Source organism: Arthrobacter horti, from assembly GCF_030731045.1.
In the GTDB taxonomy this organism is placed as follows: Bacteria; Actinomycetota; Actinomycetes; order Actinomycetales; family Micrococcaceae; genus Arthrobacter_E; species Arthrobacter_E nanjingensis.
Window position 1 is genome coordinate 1 of the sequence record NZ_JAVALS010000018.1, and the last position, 18,802, is coordinate 18,802.

An 18,802-nucleotide genomic window follows, 5' to 3' on the forward strand; every position below is an offset into this window, starting at 1 on the left:
CGCCTCCACACCCGCACGCTGCTCACGGCGACGCGCCTCACGCGCCTGCTTATCGATCATGGTCATCAGTGTCTCCGATCAATCAGGAGCACCGCCCCTCACACAAACCATCTGACACCCTCAATACCTCTGCACGCGCGGTGATAGTAGGGCCCATCACCATGCGAGTGAACCGGTGTTCCATATGGCCGGTCCGGAGCACGGTCAGATCCCTGGACGCAAAGTACATGTAATGTGCCTGCTTACCCACCACATCTGCCCGCGAATACTTCATCGCATGCAGAAGATCCCCAAGGTACTCGGCCCCGTAGAAATCGTCGTCGTCCATCTTGGTCAGGACCTCTCCTGACGCTGCCGAGACGCAACTATTGAGGCACTCTCCCAAGGAGACGTCACGTCCCGCGGTGAGGTGCACCACGTTGCTCAGACCATGACGCCTGGACAGCTTCCGGATCTGCCGTGCGGGCACCTCGAACCCGTGGGTCAGCAGCACGAGTTCGGTGTCCACACCGCGTTGCCGGGCAACAGTCTCAAACACACGCTCCAGCTGCTGCGGTCGGATGGTGCTCACCATTGCACTGACCGACGGGAGCCGCACCGGCCTGACACGCGCCGGCGCGGCAACGGCGAGCACCGACTCCACGCGGTGGGCATATGTGTGCTGCGACCAGATCTTCCGCTGTGCCTTGTGCACGGTCCGGCTCCGCAGTTCCTCATTCAGCCCGAGAAGCTTGATCTGGGCGGTCGCCTGTGCGCGATCGTCCGCCACGAACACTTCGTCAGAAGCGAAGAACTCTCCGATCGCCTCTGACGGCGCACTGACCACCGGCGTCCCGGACGCTGTGATCTCAAAAATGCGGCGCGCACACATGCTGGGCGAATCCACTACCGAGTTCACATTGAGGAACACCTTGTACGCCCGGTAGGCCGTCAGCATCTGGTCGTAGCTAAGACCACCGACCACGTACTTCGACAGCCCCTCGGGGAACTGGTACTGCAGCTCCCCACCGAGCTGCCGGGAGAAAATCTCAAAGCTCAGGCCCTTGGTCGACGCGGACACATCGGCCGCTCCTCCGAGCAGGAAATCCATCTGTGCGCGTCGTTCCGGGTATTTGTGAGCGAAATACATCCCACCAAACGCCACGCCTCGTTTGTGGAACCCGTGGACAGGACGAACCGGATGGTGGATCGCCGGCTGGGCCGCGAAGGGAAGGACACCCACACGGTCATGGCCCAGCGTCTCGCGATAAGAGTCGATCCGGTTCGCATCCGTGGTGAACACCGAGTCGAACATCGTGGCCGCTTCGATGAAGTCGTCGAAATGGACAGGGTCTTCCTTGTTCCAGAACACGGTGGGAATCCCCGCGTCCCGGCAAGCCGCCAGCAGGTCCTTGAAATCGTCCTTGACGCCGCTCGTGCCGGTCAGCTGATACTTCCACTGGCCGTGGTTCCCGTTCCAGGCTGATTCGACGAACACCAGGTCAAGGCCGTCAAGCTGCTGCCTCCACGCCGACCGGGATAGCTCCACCTGGTCCCACTCATACCGGAATGCACTGAAGGAGAAGTCGTCAAGGATCACCCCCACACGGAGATCGGCACGACGCGGATCGAGGCCTGGATAGTCGAAGGCATTGAACACGGGAGCCGCAGCGGCCTTCACGGAACGGCCTGCTGCCTGGATGGACGGAGCGTGGATCGCCGTCACACCCGTAGCGGCCGCGTGACGGCCGTACCAGAGCCGCAGCTGAGGAACACCCCCTTTGCGCAAGTGCCAGAAGGCTCTCCGAAGAGTGTCGATCTGACTCATGATGTAAATCCTTCCTTCCGCCGCCCGGTCACTCGAGGCATGAGCTGTGCTGTCACGAGCTGCTCCCGCGCACGGTCCTTGATTTTTTGTGCTGACACATTGTTGCCTTTGGACAGATGCGCGGTGAACTGCCGGTAGGCGGCTGTCACTTCCTGCGGGTCCCCGTCCATCACCAGGTCCCCGTAGTCCAGCCAGAGCACCCGCGTGCTCATGTCCACGATCGTCTCCAGGCTGTGGCTGACGATGAAGACGCAGCCGGCATTGGCGCGCAGCTCATCCATCTTCATGCGGCTCCTGTCCAGGAACTGGGCATCACCGGTGTTCAGGGCTTCGTCCACCAGCAGGATCTCCGGCTCCACTGCCGCCGCGATGGCGAAGCGGAGACGCGAGCTCATGCCGGAGGAGTACCCCTTCATGGGCAAGTGGATGGATTTCTCCAAGCCGGACAGCTCCACGATCTCGCTGAACTTCGCCTCGATCGCAGCCCGCTCCAGACCCATGGCCAGGCACCCCAGGACGATGTTCTGATCCCCGGACAGTTCCGGCACCAGCGCTGCGTTGACCCCGAGCATGATGGGCGTGCTGGAGGCGTACACCGCCCCCGCGGACGGCTTCTGCTGACCGCAGATGAGCTTCATCATGGTGCTCTTGCCGGATCCGTTGCGTCCGATGATCCCGATGGACTCTCCGCGCTCCACCACCAGCGAGGTGAGGTTGAGCGCCTGCACGGTGACCGCCCTGGCCTGCCGCCCCACGATGCGCCGGGCCATCCGCTTCAGGGGGTTCCTTGACACCCAGCCGCTCTGTTCGGAGGACCTGACCGTGAAGCGTTTGCCCACAGCATCCAGCACCACACAGGGGCTTCCCTCAACGAAGATCGTCTCCTCAGCCACGGACATAGCCCTCCTCCCCCTGCCAGAAGAACACCAGGCCAATCACCAGGGCACCGAATGCGAACATGCCCAGACCGGCCCAGGACTGCCACTCCGGGAGCCGGTTGTACAGCAGGACGGAGCGGACGATGTCGATCACGTTGAACAGCGGGTTCATTCGGAGCAGCTGCAGCAGCTGCGGGTGCGTCACGAACCGGTCGAAGGAGTAGAAGACCGCCGAGCCGTACATCCAGGCCCTGATGGCGAACGGCAGCAGGTGCGCCACATCGCCCACCGCGGAGATGATCCGGGCCAGGATGAAACTGACACCCAGGTTGAACGGGCTGATGAGCAGCAGGGCCGGGATCACCAGGAGCCACTTCAGGCCGATGTGTTCCCCCGGTGGCAGCAGGATCACCAGCAGGAGCATCGCGATGACCAGGGGGACCGCACGCAGCGCCTCCCGGAGGTTGGCCCCGATGGGCAGCGCAGCCCGTGGGAAGCTGAACGCCTGCACCACCGAGCGGCCGCTGGAGATGGACCGCGCGCCTTCGGAGATGGCGCCGGCGCAGTACTGGAAGATGAACAGGCCCACCACCAGATACCCGATGAAGTCGTCAATCCCGGCACTGGTATGCAGCAGGACACCGAAGATCAGGTAGTAGGTCAGGCCGTTGAACACCGGATTCAGCAGCAGCCAGGCGCTGCCCAGGCGGTCACGCCGGGTCCCTGAGAGGACCCGGGCCCGGGCGTCGTAGGCGATGAACCCCCGGAAGTCCCACAGCTGCACCAGGTACTCCAGGAAGCGCGGCCGCGCACCCACCCGGCCCAGGTTCCTCATGTCGACAGATAGCGCCTGTACCGGCGCCTCCACCGCATCGTCCACCATCGGGTTCACTCCCCCGCCCCCTTCCCGAGTGCGGCGTACGCCGCGCTCATCTTCGCCGCATTCGATGCCCAGGTCCGCTCCGCCAGCACGGACTCCCGGCCGGCCCGCCCCAGCCTCTCGGCCAGATCCTGGTCCCCCGCAAGGCGCCGCAGCGCCTCCGCCAGTGACCGCGCGTCGTCGGGCTCCACCAGCAGTCCCGTCACGCCGTCCCGCACGATCTCCGCAAGCGCCGGCAACCGGCTCGCCACCACGGGCCGGGCCACCGCCATGGCCTCCACCGGCTTCAGGGGCGTCACAGACCGCGTCACCTCCAGGTCCCTCCGCGGGACCACGAACACATCCAGCGCCGCATGGTGGAGGCGGGCCTGCTCCCTCGGTACCCGGCCCGGGAACACCGCCCGGTCCGACACCCCGTGCCGGGCCGCGGCCTCCACCAGGGCCTGCCGGGACACACCGTCACCCACCACCAGGAGCCGCAGCTCCGGCAGTTGCTCCGCCAGAAGGGCGAACGCCTCCACCAGGGTCTCCAGGCCCTCATACGGGACCAGGCTGCTCACGGTGCCCACATAGAACCCGGGAGGCAGCCCCAGCGCTCGGCGGGCATCCTCGGAGGCCACGGGCTCGTCCAGGAAGTCCTCACCCACCCCGTTCGGGGCCAGGAGCACCCGCGCCGCCGGAACGCCCGCCTGAAGAATCCGCTCCCGCATCCGCCCGCCCAGCGTGACCACCAGATCCGCCGAACCCATGACGTCCGCCTCGCGCGTCCGGAAGAGCCGGTACCGCTCGCTGTCCTTGGCCTCCGGCCCACGGGTTGAGGCCCAGGTGTCGGCCAGCTGCCCCCGCACCTCGTACACCCACGGGAGGCCGAGAGCCTCGGCAACGGCGCGCACCACCAGTGCGTTCACGAAGTGCGTGGTGGTGTGCAGCACCGAAGGCCGGAACCGCAGAGCTTCCCGCAGCAGTTCCTCAGCCTGGCGCTGAAGACGGCCATCCACGGTCCCGGGCAGCGCGGACGGCAAGATGCGCCGGTATTCCACACCGTCCACGACGTCCGCGGAGCGGGCGGCGAGCGCGCCGATCTGGACCGGGTAGCCGATGCGCGTCACCGCGAGCACGTCCAGCCCGGCGTCCCGTTGAGACGTCAGGACCGAGTGGCTCCGTTGCGCATAGCCGCTGCCCGTGTGCGGCAACGAATTCGTCAGGACATGAAGCACTCGCCCGTGCACCGGCCGGTAGCCGGCCACGGGAGCCAGGCTTGGACGCCAACCTTCCAGGACGCGGCGCTCGCCGTCCAGGCGTGCTCTCTGCTTCCGCTGTGCCGGGCGCACCGCCCCGGCAAGGACGCCGACGGCGGAACTCACCTCGCCGCGGTGCCAGTGCAGGCGTGCCTGAGCGCCCGCGATCCGGGAGGCACGACGCGCGGACCCCGCCGCGGTCCGGGCCTCTCCCCCGCGGGCGCGGGAGAGCAAACGCTCGGCCAGGTCCGGCCGATCCGCCAGCAGTGCCAGATCGGCCAGCGTGCAGCACCGCGACGGGGACAGCTCAGGCCGTGCCAGCGCACTGTCAATCCGCCGGCAGACAGCGTCGGCATCGCCGGAGGCCAGCGCGGAGAACACCCCGAGCGGATGGTCCTCCAGTGGTATGGGCAGAACCCTCCGCAGTGAGCCGGCCAGCCGGCCCCTGACCGTCGACGGAAGGCGACGGAACAGCTGCATCGCCAGCAGCGCGCCGTCGTCGTTCACATGACCCCCGACGGTCTGCACGGCCAGGGAAGCGTTCCTGAACAGCTGCCTCATGGCGTCTCCCCCGTCCCGGGATTCGCCAGGAGTTCCTCGAGGATCCTCCGGTAATGGCTCGCGAGAAGGCCGTGGTCCGCATGATCGCTTACCCAGCGGCGCCCGGACCCGGACCTGCGCAGTTCGTGGCGGTTCGCCGCGAGATGGCGCCACAGTGCGGCAAGAGGCTCCGGGTGGCAGGCGACGATGTGCCCGGCATCGGCCGCGTCGATGATGCGCGCGGCTTCGCCCCGCACCACGGCGGTGACATGACGGTCCAGCGCCAGCACCTCGTACAGCTTGGACGGGACAGTGGTCTCGAAAGACTTCCAGTCGTCCCGAAGCGCCACCACGCACGTGTCGGCGTCCGCGTACCGGGCCATGACGTCAGGACCGCGCAGGACCCCGTGGAAGGTGACGGGTGCGTCCAGCTCCGCGGCGAGCGCCACCAGGGCGTCATGCTCCACCCCGTGCCCGACGATGTGCAGATGCATCCCCGGACCGACCATTGCGGCCGCCTTGATCGCGACGTCGATCCGCTGGCTCCTGCCCAGATTGCCCAGATAGACAGCGGTGAACCGCTCCCGGTGCTCCGGCGGCTGGGGAAGCTCGGGCAGCTGCCCCACCCGCACCCCATTGCTGACGCACGCCACCTGCCGGATTCCCCGGTCACGAAGCGTCTGTGCGAACCCCTCGGTCACGGTGACCACCAGATCGGCGCGCCGTTGAACGAAGTCGACGGCCCATTCCGCCACACTCTTGATCCGCCCCTTGACCAGCCGGGCATCCCGGGCCAGGTCCGGCCAGGCGTCCCGCATCTCCACCACGAACGGGACCCGGCGCAGCCGCGCCGTCAGATATCCCGTGGCCAGGATGGGCAGCGACGGGGCCGTCGCCAGCACCACGTCCACGCGCGGCACCCGCCAGGCGGCCGGCACGGACAGGATGGCGCTGAAGAACTGGTCCGTGAACTTGCTCAGAGAGGAGTTCCGGTGAGGAAGGAAGGGGACGCGGACGATCCGTTCACCATGGGGCCCGCGTTGCACACGGAAGCCTCGGCCGGCCGCGGCGCCATCCTGGGCGGCGGCGGATCCAGCACCGTGCGCCACGGGCGCCACGACGTGCACGTCCCAGCCGGCGCCGATGAAGTCAGCTGCGAAGGCATTCCAGCGGCGCTGGGGTGGGGAGTGTTCAGGCCAGTAGGAGTGCGTGAGAAGGAGGAGCCGCGAGGGCGGGGAAACCCGCTCCGCCGCTCCCGACGGAGCGGTGCTCCCGGAAGCAGTGGAAATCATGATGACCGGTCAGTGGTTCCCTCGGACGCGCCCCAAGCCCATCCGGCGTGACTTGAGGACCCGGAAATACCAGCCGCCCAGAAGAACCAGACCGATGACGGTCAGTGCCTGCACCAGCATGGGGCTTCCGGAGGACAGAGCCGAGGCCGGGTCCCCGGCCGCTGGCCGGGACTCCGCAGGGACCGCCGCTGTGGTGGCGGTCGACGACGGTCGTGGCGTCGGTTCAACCGTCTTGCTCGAGGTCGGGCTTGCCGAAGCGGCAGGTCTGGATGCGGTGGGATCGACGCCGGCCAGGTCCGGCACGGCTTCCTCCGCTCCGCTTCCGTTCAACTCAGCACCGTCAGGACTCACCGGACCAGGCTGTTGCACGGTACCGGTGCCGTCGGAGCCAGGGCCGGTGGCAGGGAGCCCGCCACCGGAGGGCTGTTGGGGATCCAGAAACGGCGGGGCCGGAGCGATGTTCCCCGGAGTTTTCGGCGATTCCGGAAGGCCCGGCTGTGGGACGACAGGAGCCGGATCCGTTCCTGGGAATGCTGGTTCTGCCGGGGCTGGGGCCGGGATCTCATCCGTCGGCTGCGGGACAGGGATCTCGACTCCCGGATCCGGGCTCGGATCCTCGGCCTGGGCCGGCGGCACGGACAGAACGAGGAGTCCCACCGCACCCAGCAACGATGCCAGGGTACGACCGACGACGCGACGAGATGGCACGGAAACGTGCATGTTCAAAGAAGCCCCCCAAAGGCTGTACGAGTGATGCCACAGGGTTGTTCCCGCAACCCGCAGCTACCCCATCGATATTACAGCAATTGGACGATCCGCCGTAGGGTCTGGCGGGCGCCCCTGTCGGCCTCGTCACACCCGTCGCCGGACGGGAGCCCAGGGAAGCTCGGTACCCTGGTAAGGTGCGTTTTCCTCGTTTCCGCTCCTTGACCAGTGCCGTCATCCTCGCGACGGGCGCGGTCCTGGCGCTCAGCGCCTGCTCCTCCACCGTGGACGTCACGGCGGCCGACGACGCTGCGAATCCCGCCTGCGCACCCATGATGGTGACCCTGCCGGATCAGCTCGCGGACGCCAACCGCAGGCAGACGAACGCGCAGGCCACGGCGGCCTGGGGTGATCCGTCCCAGGTGATCCTGCGTTGCGGGGTCACGCCGCCCGGACCCACCACGGACAGCTGCGTGGACGTCAACGGCGTCGACTGGGTGATCAAGCCCGGCAAGGACGGCAGCTCGATCTACACCTTGACCACGTTCGGCCGTACACCCGCCGTCGAGCTCCTCCTGGACAACAACAAGATCTCCTCCGCCACGGTCCTGGCCACGCTCGCGTCCCCGGTGGCGAAGATCAAGGCCACCGGCAAGTGCGTCGGCCAGGAAGATCTGAAGAACCTGCCCACGCAGGGCAAATAGACCTCGCGAGAAGACAATAGTGGCCGCCTGAATCGAGTCCAGGCGGCCACTATTGTCTTCTCGCGAAGGGACGGGATCAGCGCAGGCCGGTCTTGCGGCTCAGCGCCAGATGGATGAGCTCGTCGATCAGTTCGGTGTAGCTCAGGCCCGTGGCCGCCCACATCTGCGGGTACATGCTCTTGGGCGTGAACCCGGGCAGCGTGTTGATCTCGTTGATGATCCACTCCCCCTGCTCCGTGTAGAAGAAGTCCACGCGGCTCAGACCCTCGGCACCGATCGCGTCGAAGGCCACGGCGGCCTGGCGGCGGACCTCGGCGATGGCCTCCTGGGGCAGCTCGGCCGGGCAGATGAGCGACGCCGCATTGTCCACGTACTTGGCCTCGAAGTCGTAGAAGCTGTGCTCACCGACGGCCACGGCGATCTCGGCGGGCAACGACGTTCGCGGGGCGTCCGTGCCGCGTCCCTGAAGGACGGCGCACTCGATCTCCCGGCCTACGATCCCGGCCTCGATGACCAGCTTGGGGTCGTGCCGGCGGGCCTCCTCGATGGCGGCGTCCAGGTCCTCGGGACGGTCCACCTTGGAGATGCCCATGCTGGACCCGGCACGGGCCGGCTTGACGAACACGGGGAAGCCCAGTGCCGCCACCTGCTCGCGCACGGAAGCCGGGTCGCGGAGCCACTGCCGGTCCGTGACTGCAACGTACGGTCCCACGGCGAGCCCGGCGGACTCGAACACCACCTTCATGAAGTGCTTGTCCATGCCGATCGCGGAGGCCAGCACCCCGGCGCCCACATAGCGGGTGTCGCTCAGTTCCAGGAGCCCCTGGACGGTGCCGTCCTCGCCGAACGGGCCGTGCAGCAGCGGGAACACCACATCCACCTGGCCCAGTTCGGTAGGCACCTGATCAGGCGCTGCCACGATGAGCTGGTGCTCGCCGCCGATCTCCGCCAGGGCCACCGTCGCCTCGCCGGGCGCCACCTCGGGCAGCGATCCGTTGCTCAGGGACCACTGGGCGACGTCGCCGTCGGCCAGGACCCATTGGCCCGTCTTGGCGATGCCGATGGGGATCACGTCGTACTTTTCGCGGTCGATGGCCCCGAGCACGCCGGCTGCGGTGACGCAGCTGACCGCGTGCTCACTCGAGCGGCCGCCGAAGAGGACGGCGATGCGTGGTTTCCGGACAGCGTCGGTCACAGTGTTTCCGTTCAATCAGGGGGTGGTCACGGCCGGGTCGGCTCAGTAACCGTCTTCGGACTTCAGGGAGCGGTTCAGCAGCAGGGGGCCGAGGTCCTCCACGGCCAGCCTACCGGCCAGGACGGCCACCACCGCGGCCGTGATGGGCATCTCCACTCCATGACGGGCGGCGAGCTCGTGAACGGCGTCCGCCGACTTCACGCCCTCCGCCGTCTGGGTCATGCGCTCCACCACCTGCGGCATGGTCAGCCCCTGACCCAGGAGCTTGCCCGCGGTGTGGTTGCGGGACAGCGGGGAGGCGCAGGTGGCCACCAGATCACCCAGACCGGCCAGCCCGGCCATGGTGTGGGCCTCGCCGCCCAGTGCCAGCGCCAGACGGGTGGTCTCGGCCAGGCCACGGGTGATGACGGAGGCCTTGGTGTTGTCGCCCATGTCGCGGCCTTCACAGATGCCCACGGCGAGCGCGATCACGTTCTTGACGATCCCGCCGATCTCCACGCCCACCACATCCGAGCTGGTGTACGGGCGGAAGTACGGCGCGGTGCAGAGTTCGGCGACCTGCTGGGCCACGGTCTCGTCCTCGCAGGCCACCACGGACGCAGTGGGTTCCTCACGGGCGATCTCCAGCGCCAGATTGGGTCCGGAGAGCACCAGGATCCGCTGCGCCGGGATACCCCATTCCTGGGCGATCACCTGGCTCATGCGGTCATCGGTGCCCCGTTCCAGGCCCTTCATGAGGGAGACCACCAGGGCGTCCGGGGAGACGGCGTCCTTCCAGTCCCGCAGCTGCTCACGCAGCGATTGCGCGGGCACGGCGAGGACGACGACGCCGGCCTCCGCCAGCGCTTCCACGGCACTGTCCGTGGCGCGCACCGAGTCCGGCAGCGGGGTGTCCTGCAGGTACCGGCTGTTGCGGTGTTCCCGGGTGATCTCCTGGGCCGCCTCGGCGCGGCGCGCCCACAGGACGATGTCCCGTTCCACACCCGACGCCCGGGCCGCGTCCCCCAGGACCTTCGCGAAGGTGGTCCCCCAGGAGCCGGCTCCCATGACGGCGATGCGGTTCATGCGGTCCCGTCCGTGCGGCCGGCGGCATCCTCGTCCAGGCGGCCGGTGGTCTTCTGGCCGTGCGCGGCGGGGTCCCAGCGCTCGGCCGGCGGCTCCTCGCCGCGCAGCTCCGCGACGAGCGCCGTGACGGCAACCATGATGCGGTCGGTGGCCTCGGTCAGAGTGGTCTTGGTCAGGGGCTTGTCCCGCAGGTCCTCCAGGTCCACGGGAGCCCCCACCAGCACGCGGACCTTCTTCCGGGGGAAGAGGTACAGGCGTTTGGCGTAGCGCGGGAAGACCTCCTGCGCGCCCCAATGGCCGATCGGCACCACGGGCGCACCCGTCTGGAGGGCGAGGCGCGCGGCCCCGGTGTGCCCCTTCATGGGCCACAGGTCCGGGTCCCGGGTCAGAGTGCCCTCCGGGTAGATGATGATGGAGCCGCCGGCGTCCACCACCTCCTGAGCCACCTTGAGGGAATTGTTGGCTCCGGCCGTGGTGCGCTCCACGGGAACCTGGTTGGAGGCGTGCAGGGCGCGTCCCACCACGGGGATCCGGAACAGGCTCGCCTTCGCCAGGAAGTGCGGCGGGCGCTTCTGGTTGTAGAGCATGTGGCCCACCACCACCGGATCGATCTCCGTCACGTGGTTCGGAGCCGCGATGAAGCCGCCCCGCGGGATGTTCTCCAGGCCGCGCCACTCCTTGCCCAGGAGGGCGTTCATCACGGGCCGCAGCACGCTGGCCAGGAAGACGAACGTGGCACGCTCTTTGGAGCTGCTGTATTCCATGGGGTTCAGACTCCGGTCAGGTCGAAGTCCGCACCCAGCCCGGCGAGCTTGTCCGTGAACCGCTCGTAGCCGCGCTGGATGACCTCGGTACCCGTGACGCGGGAGACACCCGTGGCCGCCAGGGCGGCGATCAGGTGGCTGAATCCACCGCGCAGGTCCGGGACGTCGATGTCCGTGCCCGTCAGCCGGGTGGGGCCGGAGATGACAGCGGAGTGCAGGAAATTCCGTTGGCCGAAGCGGCACGGCACACTGCCCAGGCACTCGCGGTGCAGCTGGATCCCGGCGCCCATGCGGGAGAGCGCCTGGGTGAAGCCGAAACGGTTCTCATAGACGGTCTCGTGGACGATCGACACGCCGTCCGCCTGGGTCAACGCGACCACCAGGGGCTGCTGCCAGTCCGTCATGAACCCGGGGTGGACGTCCGTCTCCAGAACCAGCGGGTTGAGCTTTCCGCCCGGGTGGTAGAAGCGGATGCCGTCATCCATGATGTCCATGCCGCCGCCCACCTTCCGGTAGGTGTTCAGGAAGGTCATCATGTCGTGCTGGGCCGCACCGGCCACGAAGATGTCTCCCTGGGTGACCAGGGCCGCGGAAGCCCAGGAGGCGGCCTCGTTCCGGTCCGGCAGGGCACTGTGGTCGTAACCGCGCAGCTCGGCCACGCCCTCGATGCGGATGGTCCGGTCCGTCTGGATGCCGATGATGGCGCCCATCTTCTGCAGGACGGCGATCAGGTCCACGATCTCCGGTTCCATGGCGGCACCGCGCAACTCGGTGATGCCTTCCGCACGGGTGGCGGAGAGCAGCACCTGCTCGGTGGCCCCGACGCTCGGGTAGTCCAGAGTGATCCTGGCACCCTTGAGGCCCTCCGGCGCGGAGATGTGGATGCCGTTGGAGGTCTTCTCCACGACGGCGCCGAACTCACGCAGCACGCGCAGGTGGAAGTCGATGGGGCGGTCGCCGATGCGGCAGCCGCCGAGGTCGGGGATGAAGGCCGCGCCGATCGCGTGGATCAGGGGGCCGCACAGCAGGATCGGGATCCGGGAGTCGCCGGCGTGGGCGTCGATCTCGGTGTGGGACGCCTTGGTGGCATTGGACGGGTCGAGCGTGAGGTCCCCGGTGACCGGGTCCTTCTCCACGGAGACGCCGTGCAACTGGAGGAGGCTGGTGACCACCTCCACGTCCTTGATTTCCGGGACGTTGCGCAGCACGGACGGCTCACTGCCCAGGAGCGCTGCGACCATAGCTTTGGGGACCAGATTCTTGGCTCCCCGTACGGTCACCCGTCCGCTGAGGGGGACCCCACCCCGGATGGTCAGCACACTACTCATCGACACCTGTTCCTTGCATTCCGAGCGGACGGCGAGGCCCGCCGCTCCTGATCAAGCATAGAGCCCCCGGGCGGGCGGCCCGGCGTGCCCGCGCCGTCCCGGTTCCGGGGGCTCAGCTGAGCTTCGGTCCGGCCGCGCCGAGGGAGGCCGGGTACACGTCCAGGGCGTTCTCCTCGACGTAATCGAGAGCATGGCGCACGGCGCCGAGGGACACGATGCCCTCGCCGAGGGAGGACGCCACCACGCGCGGCGGGGTGTGCGTGAATTCCGGCAGATCGCGTTCGATGGCGTCGATGAGCGCGCCCGCCGACTCCGCGACGGCGCCGGCGATGACCACGAGTTCCGGGTTGACCACGGTGCTCAGGGAGCCGATGACCCGCGCCATGCGGTGGGCCACGCGGTCCAGGATCCCGCGGGCGACGGCGTCGCCCTCCGCGGCAGCGGCGAACACCGCCTCGGCAGTCAGCCGCCGCCCGTCCCCACCGCAGCGCGCGCGCAGTGAGGTCTTCGTGCCGCCGTCGAGCGCTTCTCTCCCCCACAGCGCCACATAGTGAGCGATGCCGTGAGTGTCCCCCACGCCGTCGAGGTGGTCCAGGAAGCCGAGCTCGCCGAAGCCGCCGTGCTGACCGTGCAGGAGGCGGCCGGATTCGAGCACCCCGGAGCCTAGGCGGTCCCCGGCGAGCATGACGACGAGATGGTCGATCCCCTGAGCCGCACCCCGCCAGCGTTCGGCGAGCGCGGCGAGGTTGGCGTCGTTCTCCAGCAGTACCTGCCAGCTGTGGCGTTCGGCGACGATCCTGCGGACGTCGAAGGAGCGCCAGAACTCCTGAGCCGTGAGGACGTCACCGTCTCGGCCCACCGGAGCGGCCACCCCCACGGAGACGGCGAGCACGGTGCCGGCATCCACCTCGGCGTCCTGGAGCGCCTGAGCCGCGATCCGGTCCAGGACGTCCGCCCTCTCGTCGGCCGGCACATTGTCCGCCCGGAACGGCAGGGTCACCTGGGACCGTGCCGCACCCGCCATGTCCGCCACGATGGCGGTGATCTTGTGAGCCCCGATGTCGATCCCGAGCACGTGGGCGGAGCGGTCATCGAAGACGAAGCGGCGCGCCGGCCTGCCTTTGACGTAGTCCCCGGCGCCCCGCTGATTCTCCAGTTCCCGCAGCCAGCCGAGCCGGACAAGTTCATCGCAGATGGAGATCACGGTGGCGCGCGACAGTCCGGTCGCGGCCATGAGCTCGGTTCCCGTCAGGACACCGGCCCCGCGCATCGCCTGGAGCATGGCGCGCGCATTGATCCTGCGCACCAGCTGCGTTGAAGGCGCGGTCTCGCTCATCGTTGATGCTCCACATCTGTCCGGGCCGCGGGCTCGATGCCTGAGGCCTCTCTAAATTTAGTTCATAAATCTATGCCTGGAAACACTTCGGCCCGACGCTTGACGCCGTGAGCCATATCACTTCATACTGTCGATAGGTTATAAATTTACCTCCTATCTAAATCTACTCGGCGCTTCCTCCTTGGATCCGTGTGCCCGGTACCTGCGGACCGAGGACCGCATGACGAAAGGACGAAGGTGTTTGAGAAACTGACACGGACCCGGCGCATGGCGGGGCTGGGGCTCGGCCTCTGCCTGCTGGCGGGCCTTCTCACGGGATGCTCGGGTGGAGACGGCGCGGAGACCATCCGCTTCACCTTCAGCAAGCGCGAGGCCATCCCGTTCATGACCAAGGTCGTGGACGAGTACAACGCCTCGCAGGACAAGGTCCGAGTGGTGCTGGACACCTCCGGCGTGGACGTGGTCTCCGCGAGCTTCGTGCGCGGCAATCCGCCGGACCTCATGCTCGCGAACTACAACATGGAGGTCTCCCGCTTCATCGACCGCTGCGCCCTGAGCGATCTGGGCGGCACCGCGGCCGCCCGGGAGATCCGCGACGACTACCAGCCCCTCCTCGACCAGTACGGCCACTGCGAAGGACGGCAGAGCGCGCTGCCGTACTCCGTGATGGCGTCCTCCGTCATCTACAACAAGAAGGTCTTCGCCGACCACGGCATCGCCGCGCCGAGGACCTGGGACCAGCTGATCGCCGCCTGTGACGCCCTCAAGGCCGCCGGCGTCACCCCGTTCGAGGCCACCGCCATGGACAACTGGACGATCGGGCAGGGCTGGTTCGATTACTCCGTGGGCGGTTCGCTCGACGTGGTCGATTTCTTCAAGCGCCTGGCCACCGAGGGTGACTCCGTCGGCCCCGCCTCGCAGACCTCGTTCTCAAAGGACTTCGCCGAACCGATGACGAAGATGCGCAAGCTCCTGGGCTACACGAACAAGAACGCCCCGGGCCTGGGCTACGGCGACGGGAACCTCGCCTTCGCCCAGGGCAAGGCCGCCATGTACCTGCAGGGCCCCTGGGCGTTCAGCGAGATCGCCAAGACCTCCCCCGATCTGCAGCTGGGCACCTTCCCGCTGCCGATGACGAACGACGAGAAGGACCTCGCAGTCCGGGTCAACCTCGACCTCGCCGCGATGATCCCTCAGGGCTCGAAGCACCAGGCCGCCGCCCGGGCCTTCCTCGACTACCTGTACAAGCCGGGGAACATCCAGGCGTACAACGACTCGCAGCTCGGGTTCACCCCGCTCAAGGGCGCCTCGGCACCGAAGGATCCCCGCGTCGCCGGCATGATCCCCTACGTCGACAAGGGACGGGTGTACCAGGGCCCCTCGGTGCTCGTCCCCAAGACCATCCCGGTCTTCAACTACGCGCAGGCCATCGCTCTCAGCGGCGATGCCGGCAGCACCCTGAGCACGCTCGATGCGGACTGGGCTCGGCTCGCGTTCCGCGCCCCGGCCACGAAAGAGAAGGCGAAGTGAGCACCACGACCACCACCGCACCCGCGAAGGGACGCACGGAGCAGCGCGGCCGGCGTCGCGTAGAACCGATCTACTGGTTCTTCCTGCTGCCCAGCCTGATCCTGTTCACCCTGGCGATCACCGTCCCCGGCGTCATCGGCATCACCTTCAGCTTCACCGACTCCATCGGCGTGGGTGACTGGAACTTCAACGGCCTGACCAACTACATCGCACTGTTCAGCGACCCGGCCATCTTGCAGAGTTACCTGTTCACCTTCGGCTTCTCCGTGGTCACCGTGATCGTGGTCAACGTGATCGCGTTCCTGCTGGCGGTCGGCCTGACCTCCCGGATCCGGTTCATGGTAGGGCTCCGCACGGTGTTCGTGATCCCGATGGTCATCTCGGGCATCATCATCGCCTACGTCTTCAACTTCCTGTTCTCCAACTCGCTGCCGGCCCTCGGCGAGGCCACCGGGGCCTCCTGGCTGCAGACGAGCCTGCTCGCCAACCCCGACCTCGCCTGGGTCGCGATCGTGATCGTGACCGCCTGGCAGGCGATCCCCGGCACCCTGCTGATCTACATCGCCGGTCTGCTGTCGGTGCCCGGTGACGTCTACGAGGCCGCGGACCTGGACGGCGCCAGCCGCACTCAGCGGCTGCTGCGGATCACCATGCCACTCGTGGCCGGTTACGTGGTCATCAACGTGATCCTCGGGTTCAAGGGCTTCCTGAACGCCTACGACATCATCAAGGGCCTCACGGACGGCGGCCCGGGCACCTCCACCCGCAGCATCGCCATGAGCATCATCGCCGGCTTCAACGGCGGTGATTACGGCTACCAGATGGCCAACGCGACGATCTTCTTCGTCGTCGCGATCCTCATCTCCCTCCTCCAGCTGTCGCTGACGCGCGGAAGGAACGCACTCTGATGTCGACGCAGACCCTCCTGACCCCCGAGGCCCCGACGAGCCGCGGCGCCCGCGGACGCGGCCTCTCCTCCCGATTCCGCATGGAGCGGGTCAACTGGCCCGCCACGGTCCTGCTGCTGCTCTGCGCCGTCACCGTGCTCCTGCCCCTATATGTCACCCTGTCGATGGCGTTCAAGAGCACCGGACAGGCGGTGGACGGCAACCCGTTCTCCCTGCCGGCCCCGTTGTCCTTCGACGGGTTCGTCCAGGCTTGGAAGCTCACCACCTTCCCGGTGGGCGCGGGCGTCAGCCTGTTCGTGACGGCCGGCACGGTCATCCTGACGATCGTGCTGTCCGCGTTCACCTCCTACGCGATCGTACGCAACTGGGACCGCAAGGTGTTCCGGTACTCGTTCTTCTACCTGCTGGCCGCGATGTTCATCCCGTTCCCCGTGGTCGCCCTCCCGCAGATCCAGCTCACCGGCCTGGTGCACCTGGACAACCCCGTCGGCGTGATCCTCCTGGCCAGCATGTTCCAGCTGAGCTTCAGCGTGCTGCTGTTCACCGCGTTCCTGCGCTCCATCCCGCTCGAGCTGGAGGAGAGTGCCCGGATCGACGGCGCGAGCACCTGGAGCACGTTCTGGCGCATCATCTTCCCGCTGCTCGCCCCGATGAGCGCCACGGTGGGCATCTTCGCCTTCCTCTACGCCTGGAACGACTTCATGATGCCGTCCCTGATCATCTCGGATCCGGCGCTGCAGACCCTTCCGGTGCGGCAGAACCTGTTCCAGACTCAGTTCAGCAACAACTACAACGTCTCCTTCGCGTCCTACCTCATGGCGATGGCCCCCGCGATCGTCGCCTATCTCTTCACGCAGCGCTGGGTCATGGCGGGCGTCACCCAGGGCGCTGTCAAAGGCTGACGCCCGCCCCACCGCACCGATCCTCAAGGAAAACCCCATGGCTGCAGAATCCGCCCTCGTCTCCGAGGCCACCTGGTGGCGTCAGTCCACCGTCTACCAGATCTACCCGCGCTCCTTCGCCGACGCCAACGGCGACGGCATCGGCGACCTGCCGGGCATCACCTCGCGCGTCTCTTACCTGAAGGAGCTGGGGGTCGACGCCGTCTGGCTGAGCCCGTTCTACCCCTCCGCGCTGGCGGACGGCGGCTACGACGTGGACGATTACCGCAATGTGGATCCCCGCCTCGGGACGCTGGAGGACTTCGACGAGATGGCCAGCGCGCTCCACGACGCCGGCATCCGCCTGATCGTGGACATCGTGCCGAACCACTCCTCCGACCGGCACGAGTGGTTCCGTGAGGCCCTGGCCTCGCCGCCCGGCTCCCCTGCCCGCGAGCGCTACATCTTCCGCGACGGCAAGGGCAAAAACGGCGAACTGCCGCCGTCGGACTGGGACTCCGTGTTCGGCGGCTCCGCGTGGGAGCGCGTCACCGAGGCGGACGGCACCTCCGGCCAGTGGTACCTGCACACCTTCGCCAAGGAGCAGCCGGACTTCAACTGGGACAACCCCGAGGTGCGCCAGGACTTTCTGACGACCCTGCGCTTCTGGTCCGACCGAGGCGTGGACGGCTTCCGCGTGGACGTGGCGAACCTGCTCGTGAAGGACCTTCCCGGGGACCTGCCGAGCCGGGCCGAGCTGGACGCCATGGACCGGGACTCCGGGACCCACCCGCTCATGGACCGCGACGAGGTGCATGAGATCTACGCCGAATGGCGAGCGGTGTTCAACGAGTACGATCCGCCCCGCACGGCCGTGGCGGAGGCCTGGGTGGACTCGCCGGTGCGCCGAGCGAAGTACGCCGCACCCGGCAGCCTGGGCCAGGCCTTCAACTTCGACCTGCTCACGGCGGACTTCGATCCCGCCGCGTTCCGCCGGATCGTCACGGACAACCTCGCCCAGTCCGCCTCCACGGGTTCCTCCTCCACCTGGGTCCTGTCCAATCACGACGTCACGAGGCACGCCACACGCTACGGCCTGCCGCCGCTCGGCGAGCGCAAGGGGGTCAAGCAGGGCATCGAGTGGATGCTCGCGGGCGCTCCGGCCGACGGCGTCGGCCTGGAGCTCGGCCTCGCCCGGGCCCGAGCCGCGACACTGTTCCTTCTCGCTCTGCCGGGCAGCACCTATCTGTATCAGGGCGAGGAGCTCGGCCTGCACGAGGTGGGCGGCCTCCCCGCCGAGGTCCGGCAGGACCCGGCGTATCACCGCTCGGTAGATCAGCCGGAGTGGTCCTATGACGGCCTGGGCCGGGACGGCTGCCGCGTGCCGCTGCCCTGGACGTCGTCGGGTCCGTCCTTCGGCTTCGGCCCGGGCGGCGCCCACCTCCCGCAGCCAGAGTGGTTCGGCGCGGTCTCGGTTCAGACCCAGGAGGTCGATCCCGGCTCGACCCTGGACCTGTACCGGGACGCCCTGCGTCTGCGGCGTTCCCTCCTGGGCGCCGAGGCCCTTGAATGGTCCGATGTCTCCGGTGGCGAGGTCCTCGGCTTCGTCCGCCCGGGCGGCTGGCTGACGGTCACCAACTTCGGGACCGCCCCGGCGGCCCTTCCGGCAGGCGAACTCCTGCTGGCGAGCGCCCCGATCGCGGACGGCATCCTGCCCGGCCCGGCCACGGCCTGGCTCCGCATCCAGTGAA

Annotated in this window: 15 protein-coding genes; 5 read left to right on the forward strand and 10 right to left on the reverse strand. The window is 67.9% G+C overall.

From position 1 onward, the window contains the following. Window positions 1-82 precede the first annotated feature (82 nt). Genes Q9R02_RS15440 through Q9R02_RS15460 form a run of 5 tightly spaced genes read right to left on the reverse strand, consistent with a single transcriptional unit; the run spans window position 83 to window position 6,635 of the window. Window positions 83-1,807: a glycosyltransferase family protein gene (locus tag Q9R02_RS15440; protein ID WP_305997599.1), complete on the reverse strand. Its 1,725-nt coding sequence runs from the start codon at window positions 1,805-1,807 to the stop codon at window positions 83-85. After that, complete coding sequence (locus Q9R02_RS15445; RefSeq protein ID WP_425279290.1) at window positions 1,804-2,706, reverse strand: ABC transporter ATP-binding protein; 903 nt, start codon at window positions 2,704-2,706, stop codon at window positions 1,804-1,806. Before Q9R02_RS15445 ends, Q9R02_RS15440 begins: the two co-directional genes overlap by 4 nt. Further along, a complete protein-coding gene (locus tag Q9R02_RS15450; protein WP_305997632.1) occupies window positions 2,693-3,568 on the reverse strand; it encodes an ABC transporter permease in 876 nt (291 codons plus the stop codon). The genes Q9R02_RS15445 and Q9R02_RS15450 overlap by 14 nt, the downstream gene beginning before the upstream one ends. A 5-nt stretch (window positions 3,569-3,573) precedes the next feature. After that, on the reverse strand, window positions 3,574-5,364 hold the full coding sequence (locus tag Q9R02_RS15455) for a glycosyltransferase family 4 protein (protein WP_305997601.1): 1,791 nt from the start codon (window positions 5,362-5,364) through the stop codon (window positions 3,574-3,576). Then, the gene (locus tag Q9R02_RS15460; RefSeq protein ID WP_305997602.1) at window positions 5,361-6,635 is read right to left on the reverse strand and encodes a glycosyltransferase family 4 protein; all 1,275 of its coding nucleotides are present in this window, start codon (window positions 6,633-6,635) and stop codon (window positions 5,361-5,363) included. Before Q9R02_RS15460 ends, Q9R02_RS15455 begins: the two co-directional genes overlap by 4 nt. A 902-nt stretch (window positions 6,636-7,537) precedes the next feature. Here Q9R02_RS15460 and Q9R02_RS15465 point away from each other — a divergent pair. Next, window positions 7,538-8,044, forward strand: coding sequence for a DUF3515 domain-containing protein (locus Q9R02_RS15465; protein ID WP_305997603.1), 507 nt, complete (start codon window positions 7,538-7,540; stop codon window positions 8,042-8,044). 76 nt (window positions 8,045-8,120) lie between these two features. Here Q9R02_RS15465 and Q9R02_RS15470 read toward each other — a convergent pair whose 3' ends face one another. From Q9R02_RS15470 to Q9R02_RS15490, 5 genes are all read right to left on the reverse strand, one after another. Next, complete coding sequence (locus Q9R02_RS15470; RefSeq protein WP_305997604.1) at window positions 8,121-9,239, reverse strand: D-alanine--D-alanine ligase family protein; 1,119 nt, start codon at window positions 9,237-9,239, stop codon at window positions 8,121-8,123. A gap of 42 nt (window positions 9,240-9,281) precedes the next feature. Next, a complete protein-coding gene (locus Q9R02_RS15475) occupies window positions 9,282-10,304 on the reverse strand; it encodes an NAD(P)H-dependent glycerol-3-phosphate dehydrogenase (RefSeq protein WP_305997605.1) in 1,023 nt (340 codons plus the stop codon). Next, entirely contained in the window at window positions 10,301-11,068 is a 768-nt protein-coding gene (locus Q9R02_RS15480) for a lysophospholipid acyltransferase family protein (RefSeq protein ID WP_305997606.1), read from the reverse strand. Before Q9R02_RS15480 ends, Q9R02_RS15475 begins: the two co-directional genes overlap by 4 nt. 5 nt (window positions 11,069-11,073) lie before the next feature. Then, the gene (murA, locus tag Q9R02_RS15485; protein WP_305997607.1) at window positions 11,074-12,396 is read right to left on the reverse strand and encodes a UDP-N-acetylglucosamine 1-carboxyvinyltransferase; all 1,323 of its coding nucleotides are present in this window, start codon (window positions 12,394-12,396) and stop codon (window positions 11,074-11,076) included. 112 nt (window positions 12,397-12,508) lie between these two features. Then, complete coding sequence (locus Q9R02_RS15490) at window positions 12,509-13,732, reverse strand: ROK family protein (RefSeq protein ID WP_305997608.1); 1,224 nt, start codon at window positions 13,730-13,732, stop codon at window positions 12,509-12,511. A 267-nt stretch (window positions 13,733-13,999) separates the two neighbouring features. Between Q9R02_RS15490 and Q9R02_RS15495 the strand changes: the two genes are divergently transcribed. From Q9R02_RS15495 to Q9R02_RS15510, 4 genes are read left to right on the forward strand one after another with little or no spacing between them, the layout of a single operon-like run. Beyond that, complete coding sequence (locus Q9R02_RS15495) at window positions 14,000-15,262, forward strand: ABC transporter substrate-binding protein (RefSeq protein WP_425279292.1); 1,263 nt, start codon at window positions 14,000-14,002, stop codon at window positions 15,260-15,262. Beyond that, window positions 15,259-16,170: a carbohydrate ABC transporter permease gene (locus Q9R02_RS15500; RefSeq protein WP_305997610.1), complete on the forward strand. Its 912-nt coding sequence runs from the start codon at window positions 15,259-15,261 to the stop codon at window positions 16,168-16,170. Before Q9R02_RS15495 ends, Q9R02_RS15500 begins: the two co-directional genes overlap by 4 nt. Further along, entirely contained in the window at window positions 16,170-17,072 is a 903-nt protein-coding gene (locus Q9R02_RS15505; RefSeq protein WP_305997611.1) for a carbohydrate ABC transporter permease, read from the forward strand. The genes Q9R02_RS15500 and Q9R02_RS15505 overlap by 1 nt, the downstream gene beginning before the upstream one ends. 37 nt (window positions 17,073-17,109) lie before the next feature. Further along, window positions 17,110-18,801: a glycoside hydrolase family 13 protein gene (locus tag Q9R02_RS15510; RefSeq protein WP_305997612.1), complete on the forward strand. Its 1,692-nt coding sequence runs from the start codon at window positions 17,110-17,112 to the stop codon at window positions 18,799-18,801. Window position 18,802 lies beyond the last annotated feature (1 nt).